General features: G+C 60.7%; 27 protein-coding genes. 23 read left to right on the top strand and 4 right to left on the bottom strand.

The window, feature by feature from the left end; all coding sequences use genetic code 11:
• The 4 genes from T518_RS06090 to T518_RS06075 all read left to right on the top strand — a co-directional run.
• Positions 1 to 241: IS200/IS605 family transposase (locus T518_RS06090; RefSeq protein ID WP_036376852.1), on the top strand; the 241-nt coding region annotated here is incomplete at its 5' end.
• A 213-nt stretch (positions 242 to 454) separates the two neighbouring features.
• On the top strand, positions 455 to 1690 hold the full coding sequence (locus T518_RS06085) for a GspE/PulE family protein (protein ID WP_248617159.1): 1236 nt from the start codon (positions 455 to 457) through the stop codon (positions 1688 to 1690).
• Positions 1683 to 2732 (top strand): type IV pilus twitching motility protein PilT, encoded by a 1050-nt coding sequence (locus tag T518_RS06080; protein WP_036376850.1) that lies wholly within the window; start codon positions 1683 to 1685, stop codon positions 2730 to 2732. The genes T518_RS06085 and T518_RS06080 overlap by 8 nt, the downstream gene beginning before the upstream one ends.
• A 41-nt stretch (positions 2733 to 2773) precedes the next feature.
• Positions 2774 to 4009: a type II secretion system F family protein gene (locus T518_RS06075; RefSeq protein WP_051652216.1), complete on the top strand. Its 1236-nt coding sequence runs from the start codon at positions 2774 to 2776 to the stop codon at positions 4007 to 4009.
• Between the two features lie 3 nt (positions 4010 to 4012).
• Here the strand turns inward: T518_RS06075 and nadE are convergent, their stop codons facing one another.
• Positions 4013 to 5902, bottom strand: a complete 1890-nt coding sequence (nadE, locus tag T518_RS06070) for an NAD(+) synthase (protein ID WP_036376848.1) — start codon at positions 5900 to 5902, stop codon at positions 4013 to 4015.
• Positions 5903 to 6119: 217 nt separating this feature from the next.
• Here nadE and thrC point away from each other — a divergent pair, with 217 nt between their 5' ends.
• The 6 genes from thrC (at position 6120) to T518_RS06040 (ending at position 14200) form a co-directional block, all read left to right on the top strand.
• Complete coding sequence (gene thrC, locus T518_RS06065; RefSeq protein ID WP_081828442.1) at positions 6120 to 7643, top strand: threonine synthase; 1524 nt, start codon at positions 6120 to 6122, stop codon at positions 7641 to 7643.
• A gap of 286 nt (positions 7644 to 7929) precedes the next feature.
• Positions 7930 to 9579 (top strand): phosphoenolpyruvate carboxykinase (ATP), encoded by a 1650-nt coding sequence (pckA, locus tag T518_RS06060; protein WP_036376843.1) that lies wholly within the window; start codon positions 7930 to 7932, stop codon positions 9577 to 9579.
• Positions 9580 to 9781: 202 nt separating this feature from the next.
• Positions 9782 to 11845, top strand: coding sequence for an ATP-dependent DNA helicase RecG (gene recG, locus T518_RS06055; RefSeq protein ID WP_036376879.1), 2064 nt, complete (start codon positions 9782 to 9784; stop codon positions 11843 to 11845).
• A 130-nt stretch (positions 11846 to 11975) separates the two neighbouring features.
• On the top strand, positions 11976 to 12767 hold the full coding sequence (gene dapB / locus T518_RS06050; RefSeq protein WP_036376841.1) for a 4-hydroxy-tetrahydrodipicolinate reductase: 792 nt from the start codon (positions 11976 to 11978) through the stop codon (positions 12765 to 12767).
• Between the two features lie 63 nt (positions 12768 to 12830).
• Positions 12831 to 13862, top strand: coding sequence for an aspartate-semialdehyde dehydrogenase (locus T518_RS06045; RefSeq protein WP_036376877.1), 1032 nt, complete (start codon positions 12831 to 12833; stop codon positions 13860 to 13862).
• 80 nt (positions 13863 to 13942) lie between these two features.
• Positions 13943 to 14200, top strand: a complete 258-nt coding sequence (locus T518_RS06040; protein ID WP_036376839.1) for a TIGR03905 family TSCPD domain-containing protein — start codon at positions 13943 to 13945, stop codon at positions 14198 to 14200.
• A gap of 846 nt (positions 14201 to 15046) precedes the next feature.
• Here the strand turns inward: T518_RS06040 and T518_RS06035 are convergent.
• The 3 genes from T518_RS06035 to T518_RS11980 form a co-directional block, all read right to left on the bottom strand.
• Positions 15047 to 15322, bottom strand: coding sequence for a type II toxin-antitoxin system YafQ family toxin (locus tag T518_RS06035; RefSeq protein WP_036376836.1), 276 nt, complete (start codon positions 15320 to 15322; stop codon positions 15047 to 15049).
• Positions 15315 to 15584, bottom strand: coding sequence for a type II toxin-antitoxin system RelB/DinJ family antitoxin (locus T518_RS06030; RefSeq protein WP_036376833.1), 270 nt, complete (start codon positions 15582 to 15584; stop codon positions 15315 to 15317). Before T518_RS06030 ends, T518_RS06035 begins: the two co-directional genes overlap by 8 nt.
• A 135-nt stretch (positions 15585 to 15719) precedes the next feature.
• Positions 15720 to 16007, bottom strand: coding sequence for a hypothetical protein (locus T518_RS11980; protein WP_155948089.1), 288 nt, complete (start codon positions 16005 to 16007; stop codon positions 15720 to 15722).
• Positions 16008 to 16272: 265 nt separating this feature from the next.
• Between T518_RS11980 and T518_RS06025 the strand changes: the two genes are divergently transcribed.
• The 13 genes from T518_RS06025 to T518_RS05965 all read left to right on the top strand — a co-directional run bounded on the left by T518_RS06025 (position 16273) and on the right by T518_RS05965 (position 24972).
• Positions 16273 to 16533, top strand: a complete 261-nt coding sequence (locus tag T518_RS06025) for an IreB family regulatory phosphoprotein (protein WP_036376829.1) — start codon at positions 16273 to 16275, stop codon at positions 16531 to 16533.
• On the top strand, positions 16530 to 16946 hold the full coding sequence (ruvX, locus tag T518_RS06020; protein ID WP_081828441.1) for a Holliday junction resolvase RuvX: 417 nt from the start codon (positions 16530 to 16532) through the stop codon (positions 16944 to 16946). The genes T518_RS06025 and ruvX overlap by 4 nt, the downstream gene beginning before the upstream one ends.
• Positions 16947 to 17024: 78 nt before the next feature.
• Positions 17025 to 17345: a DUF1292 domain-containing protein gene (locus T518_RS06015; RefSeq protein ID WP_172674664.1), complete on the top strand. Its 321-nt coding sequence runs from the start codon at positions 17025 to 17027 to the stop codon at positions 17343 to 17345.
• A 63-nt stretch (positions 17346 to 17408) separates the two neighbouring features.
• Positions 17409 to 18923 carry an endolytic transglycosylase MltG gene (gene mltG, locus T518_RS06010; protein ID WP_081828440.1) on the top strand — a complete coding sequence of 505 codons (1515 nt, stop codon included), beginning with the start codon at positions 17409 to 17411 and terminating at the stop codon, positions 18921 to 18923.
• A gap of 25 nt (positions 18924 to 18948) precedes the next feature.
• Positions 18949 to 19599, top strand: coding sequence for an O-methyltransferase (locus tag T518_RS06005; protein WP_036376820.1), 651 nt, complete (start codon positions 18949 to 18951; stop codon positions 19597 to 19599).
• Positions 19596 to 20828: a peptidase U32 family protein gene (locus tag T518_RS06000; protein ID WP_036376815.1), complete on the top strand. Its 1233-nt coding sequence runs from the start codon at positions 19596 to 19598 to the stop codon at positions 20826 to 20828. Before T518_RS06005 ends, T518_RS06000 begins: the two co-directional genes overlap by 4 nt.
• A gap of 35 nt (positions 20829 to 20863) precedes the next feature.
• A complete protein-coding gene (locus tag T518_RS05995) occupies positions 20864 to 21154 on the top strand; it encodes an acylphosphatase (protein ID WP_036376810.1) in 291 nt (96 codons plus the stop codon).
• Between the two features lie 108 nt (positions 21155 to 21262).
• Positions 21263 to 21706 carry a type II 3-dehydroquinate dehydratase gene (aroQ, locus tag T518_RS05990; protein ID WP_036376805.1) on the top strand — a complete coding sequence of 148 codons (444 nt, stop codon included), beginning with the start codon at positions 21263 to 21265 and terminating at the stop codon, positions 21704 to 21706.
• 21 nt (positions 21707 to 21727) lie between these two features.
• Positions 21728 to 22801, top strand: a complete 1074-nt coding sequence (locus tag T518_RS05985; protein ID WP_036376797.1) for a M24 family metallopeptidase — start codon at positions 21728 to 21730, stop codon at positions 22799 to 22801.
• A 114-nt stretch (positions 22802 to 22915) separates the two neighbouring features.
• Positions 22916 to 23473, top strand: coding sequence for an elongation factor P (efp, locus tag T518_RS05980; RefSeq protein ID WP_036376789.1), 558 nt, complete (start codon positions 22916 to 22918; stop codon positions 23471 to 23473).
• A gap of 236 nt (positions 23474 to 23709) precedes the next feature.
• Positions 23710 to 24111 (top strand): Asp23/Gls24 family envelope stress response protein, encoded by a 402-nt coding sequence (locus T518_RS05975; RefSeq protein ID WP_036376780.1) that lies wholly within the window; start codon positions 23710 to 23712, stop codon positions 24109 to 24111.
• A gap of 20 nt (positions 24112 to 24131) precedes the next feature.
• Entirely contained in the window at positions 24132 to 24707 is a 576-nt protein-coding gene (gene amaP, locus T518_RS05970; protein WP_155948085.1) for an alkaline shock response membrane anchor protein AmaP, read from the top strand.
• Positions 24708 to 24726: 19 nt separating this feature from the next.
• Positions 24727 to 24972, top strand: coding sequence for a DUF2273 domain-containing protein (locus T518_RS05965; RefSeq protein ID WP_036376765.1), 246 nt, complete (start codon positions 24727 to 24729; stop codon positions 24970 to 24972).
• Positions 24973 to 24995 lie beyond the last annotated feature (23 nt).

The following is a 24995-nucleotide window of genomic DNA, read 5'->3' as shown; positions in this document are numbered from 1 at the left end:
CGTGTCTAATTTTATGGGCTTTTTGAAGGGGAAGAGCAGTTTGATGATTTACGAGAAATGGGGGAATATGAAGTACAAATATAGAAATCGAAGCTTTTGGTGTCGAGGGTACTATGTAAGTACGGTAGGCAAGAACGAAAAGAAAATAACGGAATACATTCAGAACCAGCTGAAGGAAGATTACATGTCGGAACAGTTGGTACTGGATATGACAGACCCGTTTACGGGTAGCCGGAAATAGTAAGCGTATGACGGACCGACAAGCGCTTTTAAGCGCAGCTGGTAAGCAGAGGCCTTATAAGGCCGTAAATATAAAACCCCCGGCTATGCCGGGGGATATTTATTTGTGCGCGGGAGTTGCTGGCAATTTCTTATTCAGAAAATAAAGGATTTTCTCATATCTTGTAGAAGTAGTCATTGAGAATAATATTGAGAATGAAAAGGGGGGATTGTGTTGGAGACACCAGAACTGCTTTGGCAGGATCTCGTGCGGGAGTCGGTGCGGGAGGTGCGCTATGGGCTGCGGCCGGAGGAGCGGGGCGTCATCGAGCTCGTCGACTTCGTGCTCGGGCGGGCGGTGGCCATGCATGCGAGCGATGTGCATCTGGAGCCGCAGGAGATGCGGGTCAGGCTGCGCTTCCGCGTGGACGGTCTCCTGCGCGAGGTCATGGCGATGCCGGCGAATCTCGGCCCGGCGGTGATTTCGCGCCTCAAGGTCATGGCGGGCATGGACATCGCCGTGCACCAGCAGCCGCAGGACGGCCACATCCTGTTCCAGGCAAAGGGCCGGCGCATCGACATCCGCGTCTCGTCGCTGCCGGCAACGGCCGGCGAGGTCATCGTCATGCGCCTGATGGATGTCTCGGAGCAGCTGCTCTCGCTCGATGAGCTCGGCTTCTCGAAGGAGGACACGGCCTGCTTCCGGGCGCTCATCCACCGGCCGGCGGGCATGATTGTGCTCTGCGGGCCGATGAATTCGGGCAAGACGTCGTCGCTCTACGCGGCGCTGGCGGAGCTCAACACGGAGTCGCGCAATCTCGTGACGCTCGAGGACCCGATCGAGCGCGTGCTGCCGGGCGTCAATCAGGTGCAGATCCACCCGAAGGCGGGCATGACGTTCGTCGCGGGGCTGCGCGCCGTGCTGCGCCAGGATGTCACGGGCATCCTGCTCGGGGAAATCCGCGACGAGGAGACGGCGGCGATGGCCGTGCGCATCGCGCTGACGGGCCACCTGCTGATGACGACGATCCACACGGAGGACGCCGTCGCGGTGCTCTACCGCATGCTCGAGATGGGCGTCGCGCCGTATTTGCTGGCGGCGACACTCTCGGGCATCATCTCGCAGCGCCTCGTGCGCAGGCTCTGCCCCGACTGCCGCGAAATGTACCGCGCGGCGGGCGATTCGGAGGAGGCCGCGTTCTTCGGCGCGGGCAGTGAGGGAATCACGCTCTACAGGAGCCGCGGCTGTGATGCGTGCCAGGGCACGGGCTACCGCGGCCGGACGGTCCTTGCGGAGATCCTCGTGCCGGACGAAGCGGTGCGCGAGGGCATCCTGCAGAAGGTCCCGCGCCGTGAGATGGCTGCACGTGCCCGGGCTTCTGGCATGCGCTCCCTGCTCGAGGACGGCCGGGCCAAGGCGGGGGCGGGCATCACCTCGTGGCAGGAGGTCAGGAGGGTGCTCTATGGATGAGGCAGGGCGCACGAGGTGGCAGGCGATCGTAGAGGAGGCCGTCGCGGCGTGTGCGAGCGACATCTACCTGTCGGCGGGACAGGATGCCTGGCTGCGCGTCGACGGCAGCTTGCGGAGGATCGCGCAGGCGGGCGAAACGATGGATGATGATTTCATGGAATCGCTGGCAGAGGCATTCCTGTCGCCCGGGCAGCTGGCAGAGCTGCGCCATGGCCATGCCGTCGACTTCTCGCTGGCGCACGAGGGGCGGCGGCTGCGCGGCAATCTCTACCGCCAGCAGGCGCATCTGGCGCTCGTCGTGCGCGTGCTGCCAGAGCGCGTCCCGAGCCTGGCGGCCATCCATGCACCGGCGGCCCTGCAGGAGCTACTGTCTGCGCGGCAGGGCCTCGTGCTCGTGACGGGGCGCACGGGCTCTGGGAAGACGACGACGCTGGCCGCTTTCCTGCAGGCGGTCAACGAGAGCCGGCCGGCGCACATCCTGACGCTTGAGGACCCCATCGAGTACGTCTTCGCGCCATCCCGGTGCTTTATCAGCCAGCGCGAGCTCAGGCGCGACTTCCAGTCGTTCCCGGAGGCCCTGAGGAGCGCGCTGCGGGAGATGCCGGACATCCTGCTCGTCGGCGAGATACGCGACCGCGAGACGATGGCGACGGCGCTCATGGCCGCGGAGACGGGCATGCTCGTGCTCGGCACGCTGCACACGCGCGGCGCGGCGGAGGCCGTGCGGCGCATCGAGGGCTTCTACCCGCAGGAGGAGCAGAGCATCGTGCGCGCACAGGTCGCCGATGTTTTCTGCGCCATCTTCGCGCAGGAGCTCCTGCCCGCGCGCCGGGGCGGCCGCGTGCCGCTCGTGGAAGTCCTGCTGCGCGAGCCGTCTGTCTGCAGCCTGATCCGCCAGGGCAAGTACAGCCAGATCGAGATGGCAATGATGACGCATCAGGCGCAGGGCATGCAGACGCGCCGCCAGGCCCTGCAGAAGCTCCTGCATCAGGGCCTCATCGCGCGCGAGGTCTATGAGCGGGCGGCCAATCGCCTGGGCTGATGGCGCTATCTGGCAGCATTTCTTGAAAGAAAGGAGGTCCTATGGGCGTTTTTCAATACGAGGCGAGGAACCGCGCGGGCGAATTCTTCGCGGGCACGGTCGAGGCGCATGACGAGCGCGAGGCGGCGGGGCTTATCCGGCGGCGCGGCCTCTGGGTGGCGTCGCTTTGCCGGCAGCACGGAGAGGTGACGGCAGAGCGGGGGACCCGCTGGCGGCAGCAGCTCGCAGGGGCAGTCGCAAAGACGCCGCCTGCCAAGCTGCGCGTGCTCTTCCTGCGGCAGATGGCGGCGATGATGCAGGCGGGGATGCCCGTCCACCAGGCGCTGCAGGCGCTCGCAAAGTCAGACGCCGACCGCGCGTACCAGTCGCTGTTGCAGCAGCTGCTCGCGGGCATCCTGGCGGGGCGGCCGCTCCACGAGATGATGGCCATGCACCCTGCTGTCTTTCCCGTTTCGCTCTGCGGCCTCGTGCGTGCGGGCGAGGAGAGCGGCTCTCTGACGCAGATCTTCGCGCAGCTCGCGGACTTTGAAGAGCACCGCTACGAGGCGCGCGAGGCGCTGAAGTCGGCGCTGCTCTATCCCGTCATCCTGCTTTCCGTCGCGCTCGTCGCGCTCGTGCTCATGGCCGTCTTTGTGCTGCCCGCCTTTGCCGTCATGCTGCAGGACCTGCAGGCGGAGCTGCCGTGGACGACGCGGCTGCTGCTCGCGCTGATGGACTTTGTGCGCGACAACTGGGCCGGACTGCTCGGCGGCGCTGCACTCACAGCCCTGGCAGCCGTCTCCCTGGTGCGCGATGCGAGGAGCCGGACGGTCCTCGACGGCTGGCTGCTGCGGCTGCCGGTTCTCGGGTCCCTGCAGCGCTCGTCTGCCTGGCGCATCCTCCTGGAGCTCTTCGCCGTCATGCTGAAGAATGGCATCCCGCTGACGACGGCGCTGGCGATGGCCGCCGATGTGCCGGCAAACCGCCATATCGCGTGCGAGATGAAGGCGCTGCGCGCGCAGGTCGAGTCGGGCCAGCCCTTTGCCGCGAGCCTGCGCCAGCTGACCTCGTGCCCGCGCCTGCTCGTCGAGCTCCTGATGGCGGGCGAGGTGACCGGCACGCTCGACGCCATGATGGAAAAAGCCGCGGCGTTTGCCGCGGCTGATGCCCGTCACCGCTCGGCAAGAGTCGAAGCCCTCGCTGAGCCGGTCATGATTTTCGTTGTCGGTGGCATGATCTTCTTCTTCGTGCTCTCCATCGTCCTGCCACTCCTGACGACGATGGATGCGCTCGTCTAGCGCTTACTCTGCTAGCAGCTCCGCCTTGAGCTCGCGGTAGCGGCGCGTGTAGTAGGCGCCGTTCTGCGCCTCGCGGTGGTCGAAGCCATAGGCGCGGCGGCTGACGGCGAGGATCGGCGGGGCCTGGATGCGCTTGGCGATCGCCATGCCCGTGAAGAGGTTCCACCAGCGCTCGAGGTCGCTGATGAAGTCGGCGGCCGTTGGGAAGTACTTCTGGACGAGACCTTCCTCGCAGCCGAGGTTCTTCTCGACGGTGCCCGCCTTGTACCACTCGAGCACGTCCTCTGGCGTCGCCTTCTGCCAGCGCTCGACGAAGGAGCGGAAGAGGTAGTCGTGGTACGGGTACTTGATCGGGTCGCCCTTGCCCTCGTCGACGTTCTGGGCGGAGGAGAGCTCGGCCGACGGCACGATGTCGATGATGCCCTGCGGCACGACTTCGCGGCCGTAGACCGCATCGTTCATGTAGTGGGCGAGCGCGTAGACCTGGTGCTTCCAGAGGTCGGCGAGCGCGGCGAGGAAGCCCGACTGGTCGCCGTAGAGCGTCGAGTAGCCGACCGTCGTCTCGGCCTTGTTGGCGTTGCAGGTGAAGCCGCCGCCGAAGGCTGCCGCGGCGCCGGCGAGCACGCGGGCGCTGCGGTCGCGCGCCTGGATGTTCTCGGCGACGAAGGAGGAGACCTTGAGGTGCGTTTCGCTGCCCGTGCCGAGGTTGACCATCGGCGTCTCTTCGAGCTGCTTTATCGTGTGGTCGACCGACTCCTGGATCGGGATGATCATGTACTGGCAGCCGAGGTTGTTGGCGAGCTGCTGCGAGAGTCCCTTCGTCGTGGCGGAGTTGAAGACGCTCGGCATGTTGACGAGCAGCAGGTTCTCCGGGCCGACGACCTTCGCGTAGAGCGCGGCGGCGACGGCTGAGTCGATGCCGCCCGAGATGCCGATGACGATCTTCTTCATGTGGATGTTCTCGAGGAAGCGGCGGATGCCGTAGTGGAGCGCGCGGTAGATGTGCGCGATGTCTTTTTCTTCGCTCTCCGGCTCGGCTGCCATGTCCTTCATCTCAGCGAGCGGCAGGACTGTGAGCGCCTCCTCGTACTCCGGCAGCGTGCGCACGACATCGCCCTTCTCGTTGTAGGCCGTGCTCGAGCCGTCGAAGGTGTAGACCGTCTTGCCGTTGTTCTGCAGGCCGATGCAGTTGACGTAGAAGAGCGGCACGCCAGCCTCTCTTGCCTGGCGGCCGAAGACGCGGTTGCGCTTGTCGTTCTTGCCGAGCGTGTACGGCGAGGCCGAGATGTTGACGTAGAAGTCGAGGTGTTCCTTTTCGAGGAGCTCGAACGGCGCAAACTCGTAGTCGTCGCTCCAGCCGTCCTCGCAGAGCAGGCAGCCCGCGCGGTAGCGCTGGCCGCGAATCTTGAGCGTGACGGGGGAGAGGAGCTTCGAGGGCGTCGTGCCGAGCTCGCGCGCGAGCTTCTGCAGGCTGAAGAAGTGGCGCGTGTCGTCGAACTCGCGGTAGTTCGGCATCAGCGTCTTGATCGTGTACGGGTACGGCATGTTGTCCGGCTGGACGAGTTCGCCGTCGCGCGCGATGAAGAAGGCGTTGTACTTGCGCACGCGGCCGTCGTTGTTCTTCTTCTGCCAGTCGATGGCGACGTTGCCGAACATGACCGTGATGTCCTTTGACGCCGCGATGATGTCGCGGCCGTAGCTCTCGCAGTCGCGCAGGAAGGCGCTCTGCTCCCAGGTATCGCCGAGGAAGTAGCCCGGCACGGCCATCTCCGGGAAGATGACGACATCGGCGCCTTTTGCGCGCGCCTCCTCGATGAAGCGCAGGATCGTGGCGGTGTTCACGTCTGGATGGCCGGGGACGACCTCCATCTGAGCCATGGCAATTTTCAACAACTTCAACATCCTTTCCTGTTACAAAAAGAGAAAGAAACAATCATATTATCGGTTATAATGTAACGGCAACGTCATGGCCGTATCCCGGGTGCTGACATTTCGCAGATTTCTATAGGATTCCCGGGGATTCTATGGTATAATGACAGTTGTCTGGTTGCGCGGGGCGCTCTGCCCTTGCAGCCCGCTATCATTTTAGCATAGTTTGATTCATTTATAAATGAAGAAAGAGGCGATTGTTTTGAAATACAGCAGCACCAGAGGAAATGCCGAGCAGCTCGACTCCGCGCAGGCCATCATCCGCGGCCTGGCAGCAGACGGCGGACTCTTCGTGCCGGATGCCATGCCAAAGGTCGACATGGCCTTCATCGAAGGGCTCAAGACCCTGTCTTATGAGGAGCGCGCCGAGAAAGTGCTCGGGCTCTTCCTGACGGACTACACGGCAGAGGAGCTTTCTGGCTGCGTCACGCGCGCCTATGGAAGCGGCCGCTTCGATACGGCAAAGCGCGCGCCCGTCAAGGCGGTGGGCGACAAGAGCGTCCTCGAGCTCTGGCACGGCCCGACGAGTGCCTTCAAGGACATGGCGCTGCAGCTTTTGCCGCAGCTCATGAGCACGGCGCTCAAGAAGACGGGCGAGAAGGATGAGGTGCTGATCCTCGTCGCGACCTCTGGTGACACGGGCAAGGCAGCGCTCGAGGGCTTCCGCGATGTGCCGCAGATCCGCATCATGGTCTTCTACCCGCAGGGCGGCGTCAGCCGCATCCAGCAGCTGCAGATGCTCACGCAGGAGGGGAAGAACGTCAACGTCACGGCCGTCACGGGCAACTTTGACGACGCGCAGAGCGGCGTCAAGAAAATCTTCGGCGACAAGGCATTCAATGAAGCGCTCGCCGAGAAGGGCATCCGCCTCTCGTCGGCCAACTCCATCAACTGGGGCCGCCTCGTGCCGCAGATCGTCTACTACTTCAGCGCCTACGCCGACCTCCTCTCTGCCGGCACAATCGAGCCGGGCGAGGCCATCGACTTCACCGTGCCGACGGGCAACTTCGGCGACATCCTCGCGGGCTTCTACGCGAAGTGCATGGGCCTGCCGGTTCACAAGCTCGTCTGCGCCTCGAACGCCAACAACGTCCTGACGGACTTCCTGCGCACGGGCGTCTACGACCGCCAGCGCGACTTCTTCAAGACGATCTCGCCGTCGATGGACATCCTGATCTCGAGCAACCTCGAGCGCCTGCTCTACCACATGGCGGAGGACAAGGCGAAGGTCGCCTCCTGGATGCAGCAGCTCCAGCAGGAGGGCCGCTACGACATCGGCAGCGAGCTGCTCGAAAAGATCCAGCAGACCTTCTGGGCCGACTGGACGTCGGACGAGGACACGGAAGCGTGCATTGCCGACGTCTACGAGAAGGACCATTATGTCGCCGACCCGCACACGGCCGTCGCCTGGAGCGTCGCCGAGAAGTACCAGCAGGCGACGGGCGATGCGCATCACATGGTCGTCGTCTCGACGGCCAGCCCCTACAAGTTCAACGGCAGCGTGCTCGATGCCCTTGGCGTCAAGACGGCAGGCGTCGATGAGTTCACCCTGCTCGACGAGCTGCAGGCGAAGAACAGCGACCCCATCCCCGAGGGCCTCGCGTCGCTCCGCTGCAAGGAAGTGCGCCACGACGGCGTCTGCGCGCCCGCCTCGATGGAGAAGGCTGTCATGGCCTTCGCCACAGCAGATTCTTTGAAAAAATAACGAAAACCATGAGAGAAACGACACGCATTTTCCGCGTCGTTTCTCTTATTTTTATGGAAGCAAATGAGAACAAGAGGAATAAATAAAACGTTAAAAAAAGTGCAAATAAATATTTGACATTTATGGATGAATAAGTTAATATAATACCTGTGATGAGGAGCTCACCGGAAAGTGAACAGCAGGTCATCGAGGATGCAGACCATTGCATCGCGATTGTAAGGCTGCGTCGAGTGAGATGCCTCAGAGGTTTACCAGGACCAAAAATTATGAAAGAGGTTGAATGCAAATGGCAAACATCGATCTTAGTCAGTATGGTATCACGGGTACGACGGAAATCATCTACAATCCTTCCTACAAGACGCTGTTCGAGGAAGAGACGAAGGAAGGCCTGACGGGCTACGAGAAGGGCCAGGTTTCCGAACTCGGCGCTGTTGATGTCAAGACGGGCATCTTCACGGGCCGTTCGCCTAAAGATAAATTCATCGTTGACGACGAGACGTCGCACGACACGGTTTGGTGGGATTCTGAGGCTTATCACAACGATAACCACAAGGCATCCAAGGAAGCTTGGGCTGCTGTAAAGGATATCGCCAAGAAAGAGCTCTCCAACAAGCGCCTCTTCGTCGTCGATGGCTTCTGCGGTGCAAATAAGAACACGCGCATGGCTGTCCGCTTCATCGTTGAAGTTGCATGGCAGGCACATTTCGTCCGCAACATGTTCATCAAACCGACTCCGGAAGAGGAAGCAAACTTCAAGCCGGACTTCGTTGTCTTCAACGCATCCAAGGCTAAAGTCGAGAACTACAAAGAGCTCGGCCTGCATTCCGACACGGCTGTCGTCTTCAACCTCACGGAGCGCCAGCAGGTCATCATCAACACCTGGTACGGCGGCGAGATGAAGAAGGGCATGTTCTCCATGATGAACTACTTCCTGCCGCTCAAGGGCATTGCTGCTATGCACTGCTCCGCCAACACGGATAAGCAGGGCAAGAACACGGCTATCTTCTTCGGCCTCTCCGGCACGGGCAAGACGACGCTGTCGACGGACCCGAAGCGCCTGCTGATCGGCGATGATGAGCACGGCTGGGATGATGACGGTATCTTCAACTTCGAGGGTGGCTGCTACGCAAAGGTCATCAACCTCGATCAGGAATCCGAGCCGGACATCTTCGGCGCCATCAAGCGCAACGCACTCCTCGAGAACGTTGTCCTCGACGAGAATGGCAAGATCGACTTCGCCGACAAGTCCATCACGGAGAATACGCGTGTATCCTATCCGATTGACCACATCAAGAGCACGGTCAAAGACTTCGTCAACGACCGCAGCGCTGCTCCGGCTGCTAAGAGCGTCATCTTCCTCGCAGCTGATGCCTTCGGTGTCCTGCCGCCGGTTTCCATCCTGACGCCGGAACAGATGCAGTACTACTTCCTCTCCGGCTTCACGTCCAAGCTGGCTGGCACGGAGCGCGGCATCACGGAGCCGACTCCGACGTTCTCCGCTTGCTTCGGCCAGGCATTCCTCGAGCTGCCGCCGACGAAGTATGCGCATGAGCTCGTAAAGCGCGTCAAGGCTAACGGCACGAAGGCATACCTCGTCAACACGGGCTGGAACGGCTATGGCAAGCGCATCTCCATCAAGGATACGCGCGGCATCATCGACGCCATCCACAGCGGTGCCATCAACGAAGCTCCGACGAAGAAGATCCCGTACTTCGGTCTCGAGATCCCGACGAAGCTCGAAGGCGTTGCTACGGAAGTCCTCGATCCGAAGGATACCTACAAAGATCCGTCCAAATCCAAGTGGGATTACAAAGATGAGTCCGAGTGGGATACGAGAGCAAAGAAGCTCGCTCAGATGTTCATCGACAACTTCGCCAAGAAGTATGCAGACACCGAGATCGGCAAAGGCCTCGTTGCAGCTGGCCCGCAGCTCTGATTCGCTCGTCGCACATCAAGCCGCATAGTAATATACTAATATAGAAGGAAGAGTCTCATGGAGGCTCTTCCTTTTTGTGTTCGGTTTGTGTCCTGCGCCGCCGCGGCTCTCGTGCGGGGGAGTGCGGGGTAGGTAGATAGAGGATTGACAGGCGTGCTAGAATGAGGGAAAGATCACCGATAGAAAGGATTCGATGCTGCCCATGAAGATCCAAGACTCAGTCCAGTACCTCAAGGGCGTCGGCCCCAAGAAGAAAGCGGAGCTGGCGCGCCTCGGCATCGCGCGGGTCTACGACCTCCTGACGTACTTCCCGCGCACCTACGAGGACCAGAGCGTCCTGACGCGCATCGCCGACCTGCAGCCGGGCACGGTCGCGACAGTCGCGGGGACCATCGTCAACCTGCAGGAGCAGACGGGGCGGCGCGGCCTGACCATCCTGACGGCCTACCTCAATGACGGCACGGGAATCCTGCAGGTCACCTGGTTCAACCAGAAGTACCTCAAGAAGACGCTCAAGGCGGGCCGCCGCGTCTTCGTCAGCGGCAAGGCCGCGTATGCCTACGGCGGCCGCGGCCAGTTCGCCATGAGCCAGCTGCGCAGCTTCCAGGTCCTGGAGCCCGGGGAGCAGGCGCAGGGCCTCTGCGGCATCCTGCCCGTCTACGCGGCCACCGAGCACCTCAACCAGAAGTTCTTCCGCACGCTTGTCCGTGAGGCGCTGGAGGCAGTAGGAGATCTCCCCGAGCTCATCCCTGCGCGCATCCTGGCGGCGCATCATCTCATGGGGCGCAGGGAGGCCCTGCACGCTGTCCATTTCCCGAAGGATGGGGCAGAACTCAAGCGGGCGCGCTACCGGCTGGCCTTCTCGGAGCTCTACCTCATCCAGTGCGGCCTGCTGCTCTTAAAGAAGCAGTCGCAGGAGACGAAGCGCGGCATCCGCCATCAGCCAAGCGGCAAACTCGTCAAGGCTGTTCTTGCGGGACTGCCCTTTACGCTGACGCACGACCAGCAGCAGGCGTGGCAGGAGATCTGCCGCGACATGGAGCGGACGGTGCCGATGCGCCGCCTCGTGCAGGGCGACGTCGGCTCGGGCAAGACAGTTATCGCCATGCTCGCGCTCGTCAAGACCGTTGAGAATGGCCGGCAGGGGGCCATGATGGCGCCGACGGAGATTCTCGCCGCCCAGCACTATGAGAACCTCTCGTCAAAGCTCGCGCCGCTCGGCATCCGCGTCGGCTATCTCTCGGGCCACCTGACGCCCAAGAAGCGGCGCGCGATGCACGAGGCCATTGCGCGCCACGAGGTTGATATCGTCATCGGCACGCACGCGCTGATCCAGGATGATGTGCACTTCGCGCATCTCGGCCTCGTCATCACGGACGAGCAGCACCGCTTCGGCATCGCGCAGCGCGCGACGCTCGAGAAGAAGGGCGCGCATGTACCCGACGTGCTCGTCATGACGGCGACACCGATCCCGCGCACGATGACCCTGACCGTCTACGGCGACCTCGACGTCTCCCTGATCCGCGAGCTGCCGCCGGGCCGCCAGCCCATCCGCACCTTCGTGCGCCGCCCGGACCGCCGCCCGCTCATCTACCAGTACGTGCGCAGCCAGATCGAGGCGGGCCGCCAGGCCTACGTCGTCTGCCCGCTCATCGAGATGAACGAGGAGAGCGACCTGCCGTCGGCCGAGGAGGTCTACGATGAGCTGCGCTTCGGCATCTTTAGCGGCATCCCGTGCGGCCTCGTCCACGGCAAGCTCGCGCCCGCCGAGAAGGAGCGCGTCATGCAGGACTTCTACGCGGACAGGATCAAGCTGCTCGTCTCGACGACCGTCATCGAAGTCGGCGTCAACGTGCCGAACGCCAGCATCATGGTCATCGAGCACGCCGAGCGCTTCGGCCTCGCCCAGCTCCACCAGCTGCGCGGCCGCATCGGGCGCGGCTCCTACGCCTCGTACTGCATCCTCGTCTCGGAGGGCAAGACGGAGAACGCGCGCGAGCGCCTGAAGATCATGGCAGAAACCTCCGACGGCTTCAAGCTTGCGGAGGAGGACCTGCGGCTGCGCGGCCCGGGGCAGTTCTTCGGCTCGATGCAGCACGGCCTGCCCGACCTCAAGATCGCGCGCGTGCCGGAGGACCTCGCCATCCTCCTCGACGCCCACAAGGCCGCCGAGGCGACGCTCTCGAGCCAGGGCGACCTCGACTTCATCCGGCCAATCCTCGCGCTGCAGTACAAGGAGAGATTCGCGCACATCATGGAGACTTGACAGGCGCAAAGCGCCGCAGACGTGAAAATATCGGTGAAAAGTCGTCTTTTTCGACGAGACGTCTTGACACAAATGGTGGACATGCTATACAATAGCAATATCTTTTGACGCTAACAGGAGGCGCATACTTTTGACTACGGTAATCGTAAACGGTGCCTGCGGCCGCATGGGCCAGGCAGTCTTAAAAGCGGTACAGGAAGCGGACGGGCTCGAGCTCGTCGGCGCAGTGGACATCAAGGGCGGTGCGGATACGGGCTCGCTCGTCGGCCTGCCGGCAAACGGCATCCTCGTCGAGACAGACCTCGAGGCACTGCTCGCGCGCAAGAAGCCAGAGGTCATGGTCGACTTCACGCGCCCGGACGTCGTCTTCGGCAATGTCATGACGGCGCTTGCGCACAAGACCTCGCCGGTCGTCGGCACGACGGGCCTCTCGGACGAGCAGAAGGCAGAGATTGCCAAGGCAGCTGAAGAGAATGATACGCCGGCCTTCATCGCGCCGAACTTCGCCATCGGCGCCGTGCTCCTGATGGTCATGTCGCGCCAGGCAGCCAAGTACATGCCGGATGTCGAGATCATCGAGCTGCACCACGACAAGAAGCTCGACGCACCGTCCGGCACGGCCATCCAGACGGCGGCCATGATTGCGGAAGTCCGCAAGGCCCACAAGCAGGGCAACCCCGATGAGTTCGAGAAGCTCGAGGGCGCGCGCGGCGCCGACTACGAGGGCATGCACATCCACAGCGTGCGCCTGCCGGGCTATGTCGCGCATCAGGAAGTCATCTTCGGCGGCCTCGGCCAGACGCTGACCATCCGCCACGACTCGATGAACCGCGAGTCCTTCATGCCGGGCGTCGTGCTCGCCGCCAAGAAGGTCCGCAGCCTCAAGGGCCTGACGGTCGGCCTCGACAAGCTGCTCGACTGATACAACCTTTGTTTTCCTTATCCATAATATAAAACAACTGCATCGCAGAAAGGAACGATGGACATGAAGAAGTACAATGTAGCAATCCTTGGCGCAACGGGCGCCGTCGGCCAGGAATTCCTCAACCTCATCGAGGAGCGCAATTTCCCCTTTGCCAACCTCAAGATGCTCGCTTCGAAGCGCAGCGCTGGCAAGAAGATCCAGTTCATGGGCAAGGAGTACACGGTTGAGGAGACGACGGACGAGTCCTTCAAGGACGTCGAGATTGCTCTGTTCGCCGGCGGTGCTGCCAGCAAGCAGTTCGCTCCGGCAGCCGTCAAGGCCGGTGCCGTCGTCATCGACAACTCGAGTGCCTTCCGCATGGATCCGGAAGTCCCGCTCGTCGTTCCGGAGGTCAACCCGCAGGCCATCGCCCGCCACAAGGGCATCATCGCCAACCCGAACTGCTCGACGATCATCATGATGATGGCCCTCAAGCCGCTCTACGACCTCTCGAAGATCAAGCGCATCGTCGTCTCGACGTACCAGGCCGTCTCGGGCGGCGGCAAGGAAGCCATGGCCGAGCTCGAGCAGCAGGTCGATGACATCGTCGCCGGCCGCGAGCCGAAGGCGAACATCCTGCCGGGTGCGAAGTTCCCGAAGCATTACCAGATCGCCTTCAACCTCATCCCGCAGATCGACGTCTTCTACGACAACCTCTACACGAAAGAGGAGATGAAGATGGTCAACGAGACGAAGAAGATCCTCGAGGACGACAGCCTGCGCATCACGGCCACGACGGTCCGCGTGCCGGTCTACCGCAGCCATGCCGAGTCCGTCAACATCGAGTTCGAGGACGAGGTCAGCGTCGAGGCAGCCCGCAAGGCCATCGATGCCTTCCCGGGTGCCATCGTCCGCGACAACCCGGCTGAGCAGATCTACCCGATGCCGCTCTTCACGTCCGGCAAGAACGACGTCGAAGTCGGCCGCATCCGCAAGGATGAGTCCATCGAGCATGGCCTGAACCTCTGGGTCTGCGGCGACCAGATCCGCAAGGGCGCTGCGCTCAACGCCCTGCAGATTGCCGAGTACATGATCAAGAACGACATGATCTGAAGCTGAACCAAGATAAAGAGAACCGCCCTTCGGGGCGGTTTTTCATGCATGCATCCGATTGAGAAAGTGAGAAGAAGAATATGAAGTCTTACTCGTTTACTCCGCAGGGCGTCTGCGCCAAGCGGATCACCTTTGCCATCGGCGACGACGGCAAGCTCCACGACGTGCACTTCGTCGGCGGCTGCCCGGGCAACCTCTCCGCCATCAGCAAGCTGCTCGAAGGCGCCGACCCCAAGGACACGGCAGCCCTCCTCCAGGGCAACGACTGCGGCGGCCGCGGCACCTCGTGCGCCGACCAGCTCGCCATCGCGCTGAACGGAGCCTTAGGCAAGCAGTGAGGCAAGCGACAATAGCAGATTGATAGGGGGAGCCCTTGATACAGCAGAAAGCACAGACGATGCGCAAGTGATCGTCTGTGCTTTTTCTGCTGCCTGTGCATGGCCTGGATGTTCCTAGATGTTCCTGGATATTCCTGAATGTTCTAGGTGATCTGGATTCTTTAGAGGGAGCGCGTACTTGTTGGAGCTGCCCGCCCGCCGCATCATGTAGTCGTAATCCTCCCACTCTTCCCGGGTGGGATTCTTGTCAAACGGGTAGATCGCAGTGACCGTCAGCGGCTTGTACATGTAGAGCATCTGCTACTTAAAACATAGATAAATGTGCCTATGCCAAGATGTTTTGCTACAATCTCACGATTTGTAGTTCCTTGTTCATCGTATCCGTCCTCGCCGTCAAAAGACAGGCTACTAACGTTTGAGTGATACTCCAAAGGCGTAAATTCCCGATTAGCCATCGGTACATATTGACAGTATCTTGTTTGTGATATTCTGCCAATTACATCTAGTAGCTTTCTCCTTTCATAATATTTTGTTTTTGCGTATTGGTTCGCCAACCTTGCTTGGTTCTCGCATTTACCACTGTCCAACGGCTACCATCAGGGTGCTACCCCGTAGTTAGACGGACTGTTTCAACCGCCTCTGGCTTATTTCCAGCCGTTCCGACTGCTGTAAAGTCAGCACAAACTAACTCAATGGATTCTTTGAGTCTTTAGCATATTGCTACACTTTTGTTCATATTTGAGCATCCTTTCGGTTGCTTAAGTTTCCTCCTTGGTAGGTTTCTTACCGTTAGATTTCGATGCAGCATCGTGAAATCCTGCCATGCTCATACAGATGAGATGGATATTAGAATAAATCACTGTGACTCCCCGTACGGGTCAGCGTCAACGTTAGAATGTCAGTTTCGACTTTGTAAATCAGCAACCAATCCGGCAGAATATGACATTCACGGAAACCGGCGTAGTTTCCCGACAGGGCATGATCCCGATACTTGGCAGGAAGCAATTGCTCCATCACAAGACAGTCAAGTACTTCCTGAAAAAGCTCCGGGGTATGCCCAGGCTGCTTGATTACCCGCTTGTAATCCTTGCGGAATTGTTTGCGGAAGCGGATCTTAAGCATTCAGGGCCTCCATGACATCTTCAACAGAATCATAAGTCTTGCTGAGATTGCGATGATGATTTACATCGTCAACAGCTCTTAAGGTCTCTAGCTCATTAGGAGAAATACGCAAATCGAACGGGATACCGCCATAGCGGACAACGGTGCGCAGGAACATATTGATTGCTGTAGAAGTCGGGATACCCAGATTCGCAAAAATAGTTTCTGCCTGATGCTTCAAATCTGCATCGACACGAAGATTCAGCGTTTTTGTATCAGCCATAAGAATCAACTCCTTTTATTGATATTATAAAGCTAAATGAGGAAAATGTAAAGTAATTTACTTTACAACATAAGATGTATTGAGGTCGTCTGTTCTTTTGTTCAGTTAACTATTGCTTTTTGGGGAAGGCGATTGTCAGCCCTTTGTCTGTGGCAGGAGCTTGCCGCCGCCGGGCAGGTCGATGGTCCTGCCAGCAAGGGCGCTGTTCTGGCTTGCATCATAGTAGATGTTATGGCCGTTGCTCTTGATGTTGGCAAAGGAGGCATCCTTGTCGCTGATGGAAGTCACATAGGAATTCGCTGTGAGCTCCCAGCTGCTCGATCGGTCGAGCGCGATGGAGGCACTGTCGGTTTGATTGTCTTCGTTCAGTGAGCCGCGCCAACTGCTGCCGTCGGTGAGCGCCTTCCGTCGTGATGTCAACATGGTCGGCCTCAATACTGGTGCGTGACGGCATCATCACGGTGAAAGAAGCGGCCAAGCGGGCGGGCATGACGGAAGAAGTGTTCCGCAAGCTGTCTATGCGATGATTGATGCCGAAATTTGCCTGACTATGTTGCATGACGGAAGAGGCACATCCTTTCAGGAAAACTATAGGATTGAGGCGTATCATAGTCATCAAAGCCAAGATGTGGTAAGATAGAAGCAAGTGAGCGGGGATTCCCGCATGAGTGCTTTGGAGGTATGCAATATGGCCAACAACGAAGAAACCATGATGTTCCGTTTCGGGAACGATGAGAATAAGGCGGAGAAGATCATCCGCTCGGTCTGTGCGGCGATGGAGGAGAAGGGCTACAACCCGATCAACCAGCTCGTCGGCTATCTGCTCTCGGGCGATCCGGCGTATGTGACGAGCCACAATGATGCGCGCAGCAAGATCCGCACGCTCGAGCGCGATGAGCTCTTAGAGGAGCTCGTGCGCTCGTATCTGGAAAAGGGCGGCAAGAGATGAAGCGATACATGTCACTCGATATCGGCGACCGCACGATCGGCATCGCGGTCAGCGACCTCCTGGGCCTGACGGCGCAGGGCGTCGAGACGATCCGCCGCAAGTCGCTCGCAGACGACCTCAAGCGCCTCGGCGAGCTCATGGACCAGTACGAGACGAAGTCGCTCGTCTCGGGGCTCCCCAAGAACATGGACGGCACGGAGGGCGACCGCTGCGCCATCGTCAAGGAGTTCATGGCAGAGGTCAAGAAGGCGTATCCTGAGGTGGAGGTCTTCTTCTGGGATGAGCGCCTCTCGACGGTCGCGGCGACGCGCTCGCTCATCGAGGCCGATGTCTCGCGCCGCAAGCGCAAGAAGGTCATTGACAAGATGGCGGCTGTCTTCATCCTGCAGGGCTTTTTGGACAGCAAGCGTTGACAAGCCTTCCCGCGATACGATAAAATGAAACCAGTAAAATCGAGATTTTGGCACGACCAGAAAGAAGAGGTGAGTCCTATGGCAGAGGATATGATGAATGAGGACGACATCGTTGTCGTCATGACGGACGAGGCGGGCAATGAGTACTATTACCGCGAAGAGATGATCATCCCGGTAGAGGATGAGAAATACGCGCTGCTCGTCGGCATCCACGATGAGGATGAGGAGCACGCCCACACGTGCGGCTGCGGCTGCGAGGACGATGACGAGGACGTCATCATCGCGAAAATCGTCACGAACGAGGACGGCGAGGATGAGTACGTCGAGCCGACGGACGAGGAGTTCGAGGCGGTCCAGCAGGCGTATGACGCGCTGGTCGACGAAGCCGAAAAGGACTGAATGACGAAATGATTGGCTGCTATCCATCTGGATGGCGGCTTTTTCATGTACGGAGAACGATTTATGCATGGGAATAAGAAAGAGCGCGCGCCGAAGCAGGCGCCGCAGCCCGCTGAGACGGTGAAGCAGCAGGAGAACGCAGCTGTGCCAGAAAGCAAGCCGCAGGACGTTTCGGCGCCGAAGACGTTGCCGGAAAGAGAAGAGGCTCCATCTGTAAACGATGGCACTGAAGATAATGGCGCTGCAGGAGCCGCAGAGTCCGCGAAGGATACAGCAGCAGAGGGCGCTGCGGTGAAGTCCGTCGCATCAAAAGCAGATACGGCTGCCGAAGGTGAGAAACACGAGGAAAACGAGAAGCCCGAGAAATCGGAGCAGGAGGGGAAAGCCGAGAACGCGGAGAAGGCGCAGGAGTCAGGAACGGGCGGCAGCCCATCGCCTGCAGCGGAGTCGAGGGCGCCTTCCAAGCCATCCGAGCCTTCCGAGCCTTCCGAGCCGCCTTCCAAGCTTTCCGAGCCTTCCAATCTTTTAGAGCCATCTGCTAGGGAGAAGCTGCGCGCGGCCGTCGGCCGCCTTGGCTGGAAGAAGTGGGCGGCGATTGCGGCAGTCTTTGCCGTCCTGCTGGGGGCGGGGCTCTTCCTGGCCTTTGGCACGACGCATGTCATCGAGCGCTCGGACCGTGATGCCAAGGAGAACATCTACATGGTCGTCAAGCCGGGCACGACGGCGTCGGAGATCTCGGACCACCTGATGCGGCTCGGCGTCATCGACAGCCGCCTGCGCTTCTGGTGGCTCATGAAGCTCCAGGGCGATGCCCAGAAGTTCAAGACGGGCACGTACGCCTTCGCGCCGCACATGGACGAGCAGGCCGTGCTTGACAAGCTCGTCTCGGGCGACACGACGGTCGTGCGGTTCACGATCCCCGAGGGCTTCGGCATCAAGGAGATCGCGAAGCGCCTCGCGGACGAGGGCCTCGTCGACGAGCAGGAGTTTCTCGCCGAGGCGAAGGACTTCGCGCCGTACGATTACATGAAGAAGCGCCCGAATGAGCGCTATGCGGCGGAGGGCTACCTCTTCCCGGACACGTACGAGATCCACAGCGAGGTCACGCCTGAGGCCATCATGAAGATGATGGCCGAGGACTTCGACACGCGCCTGACGCCGGCGCTGCGCCAGCAGGCGGCGGCGAAGAACCTCTCGATCCACGACCTCATCACGCTGGCCTCGCTCGTCGAGAAGGAGGCGCGCTACGATGAGGACCGCCCAATCATCGCGCAGGTCTTCTTCAAGCGCCTGCAGATGGGCATGCCGCTGCAGTCGGACACGACGCTGCAGTACCTCATGGCGGGCCCGAAGGAGGACGTCTCGATCGAGGACACAAAGATCGACTCGCCCTACAACACGTATCAGCACGCGGGCCTGCCGCCCGGACCGATTGCGAGCCCGGGCATGAAGTCCATCCTGGCGGTGCTGAACCCCGCGAGCACCGACTACCTCTACTTCGTAGCCGACCGTCAGGGCCACAACCATTACTCGCAGACGTACGACGAGCACCTGGCCATCGTCGAGCAGGTGCGCTGAGGCGGCGCGGAAGGCAAGGACAGATATGACAGATACAAGCGATTTTGAAAGACTTCTGCGGGAGATGGAGGCGTATGCGGCCGAGCACCATGTCCCGATCATCAACGAGAACGGCCGCCAGGTCTTCCTCTCGGTCATCCGCGACTTGCGGCCGCACCGCGTGCTCGAGATCGGCACGGCCATCGGCTACTCGGCGCTGTTGCTCGCCGCCAACGGCGCGGCGGACGCACATGTCACGACGCTCGAGCTCTCCGAGGAGCGCGCTGCGCTCGCTCATAGCTTTATCGCGCGCTCGCCCTACGCGGACCGCATCGAGATCCTGCAGGGCGACGCGGGCGAGCTCTTGACGACGCTCTCGGGCCCGTATGACTTTGTCTTTATCGACGCGGCCAAGGGCCAGTACGTCGACTACTTCGAGAAGGTGCAGCCGCTCCTGACAGCGGATGCGACCATCGTGGCCGACAATGTCCTGTTCCGCGGCTACGTCATGGGCGAGGAGAAGGCCCCGCGCCGCTACCGCACGATTGTCAAGCGGCTGCGCCGCTACATCGAGCTCACGAGCCATGCGGCAGGCTACGAGACGGAGATCTTCGAGCGCGGCGACGGCCTGGCCGTCTCGCGCCGCTGCCCCGCAGCAAACGAATCAAACAGATTATCGGAGGAATACCATACATGATGAAAAAGCCTGAGCTCCTGGCCCCAGCAGGGAATCTCGAGAAGATGAAGATGGCGCTGCTCTACGGCGCCGACGCCGTCTACCTCGGCGGCAAGCTTTACGGCCTGCGCGCGCTCGGCGGCAACTTCACGCGAGAAGAGCTGCGCGAGGCGGTCGGGTTCGCCCACAAGCTCAAGAAGAAGGTCTATGTGACGGTCAATATCTTCCCGCACAACAGCGACCTTCGCGGCCTGCCCGACTACCTGCGCTACCTGCAGGAGATCGGCGTCGACGCACTGCTCGTTGCCGACCTCGGCGTCTTTATGATGGCGAAAGAGTACATCCCTGATATGGAGCTCCACATCAGCACGCAGGCGAACAACACGAACTGGGCGACGGTCAACGCCTGGCAGAAGCTCGGCGCGAAGCGCGTCGTGCTCGCGCGCGAGATGTCGCTGCAGGAAGTGCGCGAGATCCGCGAAAAGACGCAAGCCGACCTCGAGATGTTCGTCCACGGCGCGATGTGCATCTCGTACTCGGGCCGCTGCCTGCTCTCGAACTACTTCACGGGCCGCGATTCCAACCGCGGCAGCTGTGCGCAGTCGTGCCGCTGGAAGTACGCGCTCGTCGAGGAGACGCGTCCGGGCAAGTACTTTCCAATCGAGGAGGACGAGCGCGGCACCTACATCATGAACTCGAAGGACATGTGCCTCCTGCCGCACATCGCCGACGTCATCGAGAGCGGCGTCGATAGCCTCAAGATCGAGGGCCGCATGAAGAGCGTCCACTACGCGGCGAGCGTCGTGCGCGCCTACCGCCTGGCCATTGACGCCTACTTCGAGGACCCCGCGCACTTCAAGGTCCAGCAGGAGTGGCTCGACGAGCTCGAGAAAGTCTCGCACCGCCCGTACACGACGGGCTTCTACTACCACCAGCCGACGGCGGACGACCAGCTCTACGGCACCTCGTCATACCAGCAGACGTCCGAGTTCATCGGCCTCGTGCGCGACTACGACACGACCACGCAATACGCCACGGTCGAGCAGCGCAATAATATGAAGATCGGTCAGGAAATTGAGGTATTCCAGCCAAATGCCCCCTTGTATCGCCAGGTACTTTCTGATATGCTTGACGAAGAGGGCAATCCCATCGCGGTTGCTCCTCATGCCCAGCAGATCGTCAAGATCCGCATGGACAAGCCGGTTGAACCGTATACGATCCTGCGCCGCGATATCCCGGCCAAGGCCTGAGGCGCGCGCAGGGCAGAGGAAAGAAGGTCTTTTCTATGGCAGAATCCAAAACATCCGTCCGTTACTTTGGCAGAGCTACTGGACGCGTCCAGGGCGTGGGCTTCCGCATGTTCGTGCAGCAGCACGCATCGGAGCTCGGCCTGACGGGCTGGGTGCGCAATATGGAGGACGGCAGCGTCGAGATGGAGATCCAGGGTGACCCCGAGAAAGTCGACAAGCTCTCAGTACTGATCCGCGAGGGCAATTACTTCATCAAGGTAAAAGAACTGAAGTTTGAGCCAGTCGAGACGGTGCCCGATGAGACGCGCTTTGTCGTCCGTTACTGAGCACATGCCATTGGCCAGGATTTGAGGCGGGAAGAGCCGGCGCAGCCGTCTTCTGACCCGCTTTATTTTTTTATAGAAACGTCTACACATTGAAAGGGAGGAATCCTCATGCCACGCATCCTTGTACTCCATGGGCCGAACCTCAACCTGCTCGGCACGCGCGAGCCGGAGATCTACGGCTCGACGACGCTCGACGACATCAACGAGATGATCGCGGAGCGTGCGGCTGAGGCCGGCATCGAGACGGCGTTCTACCAGTCGAACCACGAGGGCGACCTCGTCGACGCCATCCAGCAGGCCAACCACAAGTTCGACTTCATTATCTTCAACGCGGCGGCCTTCACGCATTACAGCATCGCCATCCGCGATGCCATCGCGGCCATCGACGTGCCGGTCATCGAGGTGCACATCTCGAACATCCACCAGCGCGAGGAATTCCGCCACACGTCGGTGCTCGCGCCAGTGGCGATGGGCCAGATCTGCGGCCTCGGCGTCGAGAGCTATCTCGCCGCGCTCGAGGCCATCATCTACAAGCTCAACCGGGCGGAGTAATCAGATTAGGGGGATGATCCTTTGAATGAAAACCGTTTGACCGCACTGCGCAGCCTCCTGCAGGAGAAGGGGCTCGACGCAGTCGTCGTGACAAAATACGTGAACCTTCATTACTTCAGCGGCTTCCGCGGCGATGACACGACGCTCGTCATCACGAAGGACGAGGCGCTGCTCGTCACCGACAACCGTTACACGGAGCAGGCCGAGAAGCAGGCGCCGCTCTTCACCGTCGTCGAGCACCGTCATGGACTCTTGAAGAAGACGGCGGAGCTCATCGCAAAGCTCGGTTGCCGCAGCGTCGGCTTCGAGGGCTGCTCGATGGTCTACGCCGACTATCGAGCGCTCAAGGACATGCTCGCGGGCATCGACTTCGGCACGATGCTCGACCTCGACGCTCTGCGCCAGGTCAAGGACGAGGAGGAGATCGCCTGCATCCGCCGCGCCTGCTCCTTTGCCGACAAGGCCTTTGAGGACATCGTCCACTTCATCCGCCCGGGCCGCACGGAGATTGAGGTGGCCGCGCGCCTCGAGCAGGTCATGCGCGAAGCGGGCTCCGAGAAGCCGTCCTTCGACACGATCGTCGCCTCGGGCCTGCGCGGCAGCATGCCGCACGGCACGGCGACGGAGAAGGTCATCGAGGCGGGCGACTTCGTGACGATGGACTACGGCGCGAAGTACCAGGGCTACTGCTCCGACATCACGCGCACCGTCTGCGTCGGCGAGGCGACGGCGCGCCAGCGCGAGGTCTACGGGGCCGTGCTCGGTGCGCAGGAGCTCGTGCTCTCGCTCATCGCGCCGGGGAAATCCGGCAAAGAGATCGACGCCGCCTCGCGCGAATTCCTCAAGAAGTACGACCTCGCGCAGTACTTCGGCCACGGGCTCGGCCACAGCCTCGGCCTCGAGATCCACGAGGAGCCGCGCCTTTCGCCGTCGAGCACCTGCGAGCACCTCGCGGTGGGCATGCTCATCACCGACGAGCCGGGTGTCTACCTGCCGGGCTGGGGCGGCCTGCGCATCGAGGACACAGTGCTCGTCACCGCGACGGGCAGCGAGCGCCTGACGAAGTCCTCCAAGCAGCTCGTCGAGATCCGCTGATGCGCAGTGCTTGACGATGGGCCGCAAGTTGATTATAATAAAGAATGTTATGATACGTTTCGTATCTTGAATTTGAATCAGAAATGAAATAATGAAGTTTTTGGAGGGCGTAGAATGATTAACAGTACTGATTTCCGCACGGGCTTAACGATTGAAATTGATGGCGGTGTCTGGCAGATCGTGGATTTCCAGCACGTAAAGCCGGGCAAGGGCGCTGCTTTCGTACGCACGAAGATCAAGAATGTTGAGACGGGTGCAGTGGTAGAACGTACCTTCAATCCGAATGAAAAGATGCCGGCAGCTCACCTCGAGACGCGCAACATGCAGTACCTCTACGAGGCTGATGGCATGTACACGTTCATGGACACGGAGACGTACGAGCAGACGGAGCTCAACAAGGACCAGCTCGGCGATGCGCTGAACTACCTCATGGAGAACATGGAAGTCTCGCTGCAGACGTTCAAGGGCCGCATCATCGGCATCCAGCTGCCGAACTCCGTCAACCTCAAGGTTGTCGAGTGCGAGCCGAGCGTCAAGGGCAACACGGCTACGGGCGCCACGAAGATCGCCAAGGTCGAGACGGGCTACGAAGTCCGCGTGCCGCTCTTCGTCAACGAGGGCGATACGCTCCGCATCGATACGCGCACGGGCAACTACATCGAGCGCGCATAAGAAACATCTGCTTCTCTTGGCAGCTGCTGCGCCAGGCATGTTCATGCAACTGGTACAGCAGCTGCATTTCTTTCATTTTTATTTTGTTTTATTTTCGTTCTTGGCAGGAAAAAGCGTTCGAGTCCGCGAATAGTACAGTATAAATATGCATGGGAGAGGCATGTTATACGCCCTCTCGTGCGGATTACCGTTTATGCGCAGTCCCATGGGCTGCCCCAGGCAAGGAGGCCTTTATCATGGCAAACGAAAAAGAAATCGTCAAAAAAGATTCGAGTCTCGGCGCGATCCGCATCGCGGATGAGGTCGTCAGCATCATCGCGGGCCTGGCTGCTACGGAAGTCGACGGCATCGCCGGCATGAGCGGCGGCATTGCGGGCGGCATTGCCGAGATGCTCGGCCGCAAGAACTTCGCCAAGGGCGTCAAGGTCGAAGTCGGCGAGAAGGAAGCCGCTGTCGACCTCTACATCATCGTCAAGTACGGCGTGCGCATCCCGGACATCGCCCTCGCGGTGCAGGAAAACGTCAAGCAGGCCATCGAGACGATGACGGGCCTCTCCGTCGTCGAGGTCAACGTCCACGTACAGGGCGTCGGCTTCCCGGAGGAGAATGCGAAGGCCGATGAGGTACGCGTGCGCTGATCTGGAGCGAGGCGGATACTATGGGGATTATCAACCGTTTTTTGCTGTTTGTCTCGATGATTGGCCTGGCCCTGCTCTCCGTGCTCGTGCTCGTGCTCTGCATGGGAGTCCTGCCGGAGTCGGTCTGGCTCAATGAGATCCACTACATCCTGTCCCGCCGCGAGACGGTCGCCGTCTCGGTCGTCCTCCTTCTGGTCGCGCTCCACCTGCTCGGCGTCTCCCTGCGGGGGCGTGCGGAGCGCACGCACGAGCGCGGCGACTTCATCCTGCTGCAGGGGGCAGAGGGCGGCGTCCGCGTCGCCCTGCCCGCCATCCGCGCGATGGCCGAGCGGACGCTCCTTTCGTTGCACGGCATTCGCATGGCGAAGGTGCGCGTCCAGCGCGTCAGGGCCTCGAAGAACGCACCTGAGACTCTGCGCCTCGTGCTCGACCTGACGGTCAGCCGCGGCACGCCCGTCGCATCGCTCACGGAGGCAGCCGCCGCGGCCATCCGCACGGAACTCCGCGAGACGATGGGACTCGAGGACGTCGCCGTCGAGTCGCACATCACGGCGTTCTCGGACGCTGTGCCTGCGGGCAAGCGCCGCGTGGTCTGAGGCGTGAGGCGGTGGAAAAATGAAAGAAGAATTCAAGGAATGGCTGGCGATGATCTGGCAGGAGGACCGGGGGCAGTGCCTCGGCCTCGCCTCCGGCATCATCCTGGCCCTGATGATCCTGCTGATCGGCTTCTGGCGCACGGCCTTCATCGTGCTGTGCGGCGTCGTCGGCCTCTGCATCGGCAGGAAAGCCGACCGCGAAGAGGACTTTTTCGGCAGGATTGCCGATGACCTGCTCGACCGCATCAACCGCTTGCGCGGCTAGCGGGCGGCGGAAACGGCCATCAC

It is taken from the genome of Mitsuokella jalaludinii DSM 13811 (assembly GCF_000702905.1).
Taxonomy (GTDB): Bacteria; Bacillota; Negativicutes; order Selenomonadales; family Selenomonadaceae; genus Mitsuokella; species Mitsuokella jalaludinii.
Note: the sequence above shows the minus strand (reverse complement) of the source record. Positions and strands in the feature narration are given on the sequence as shown.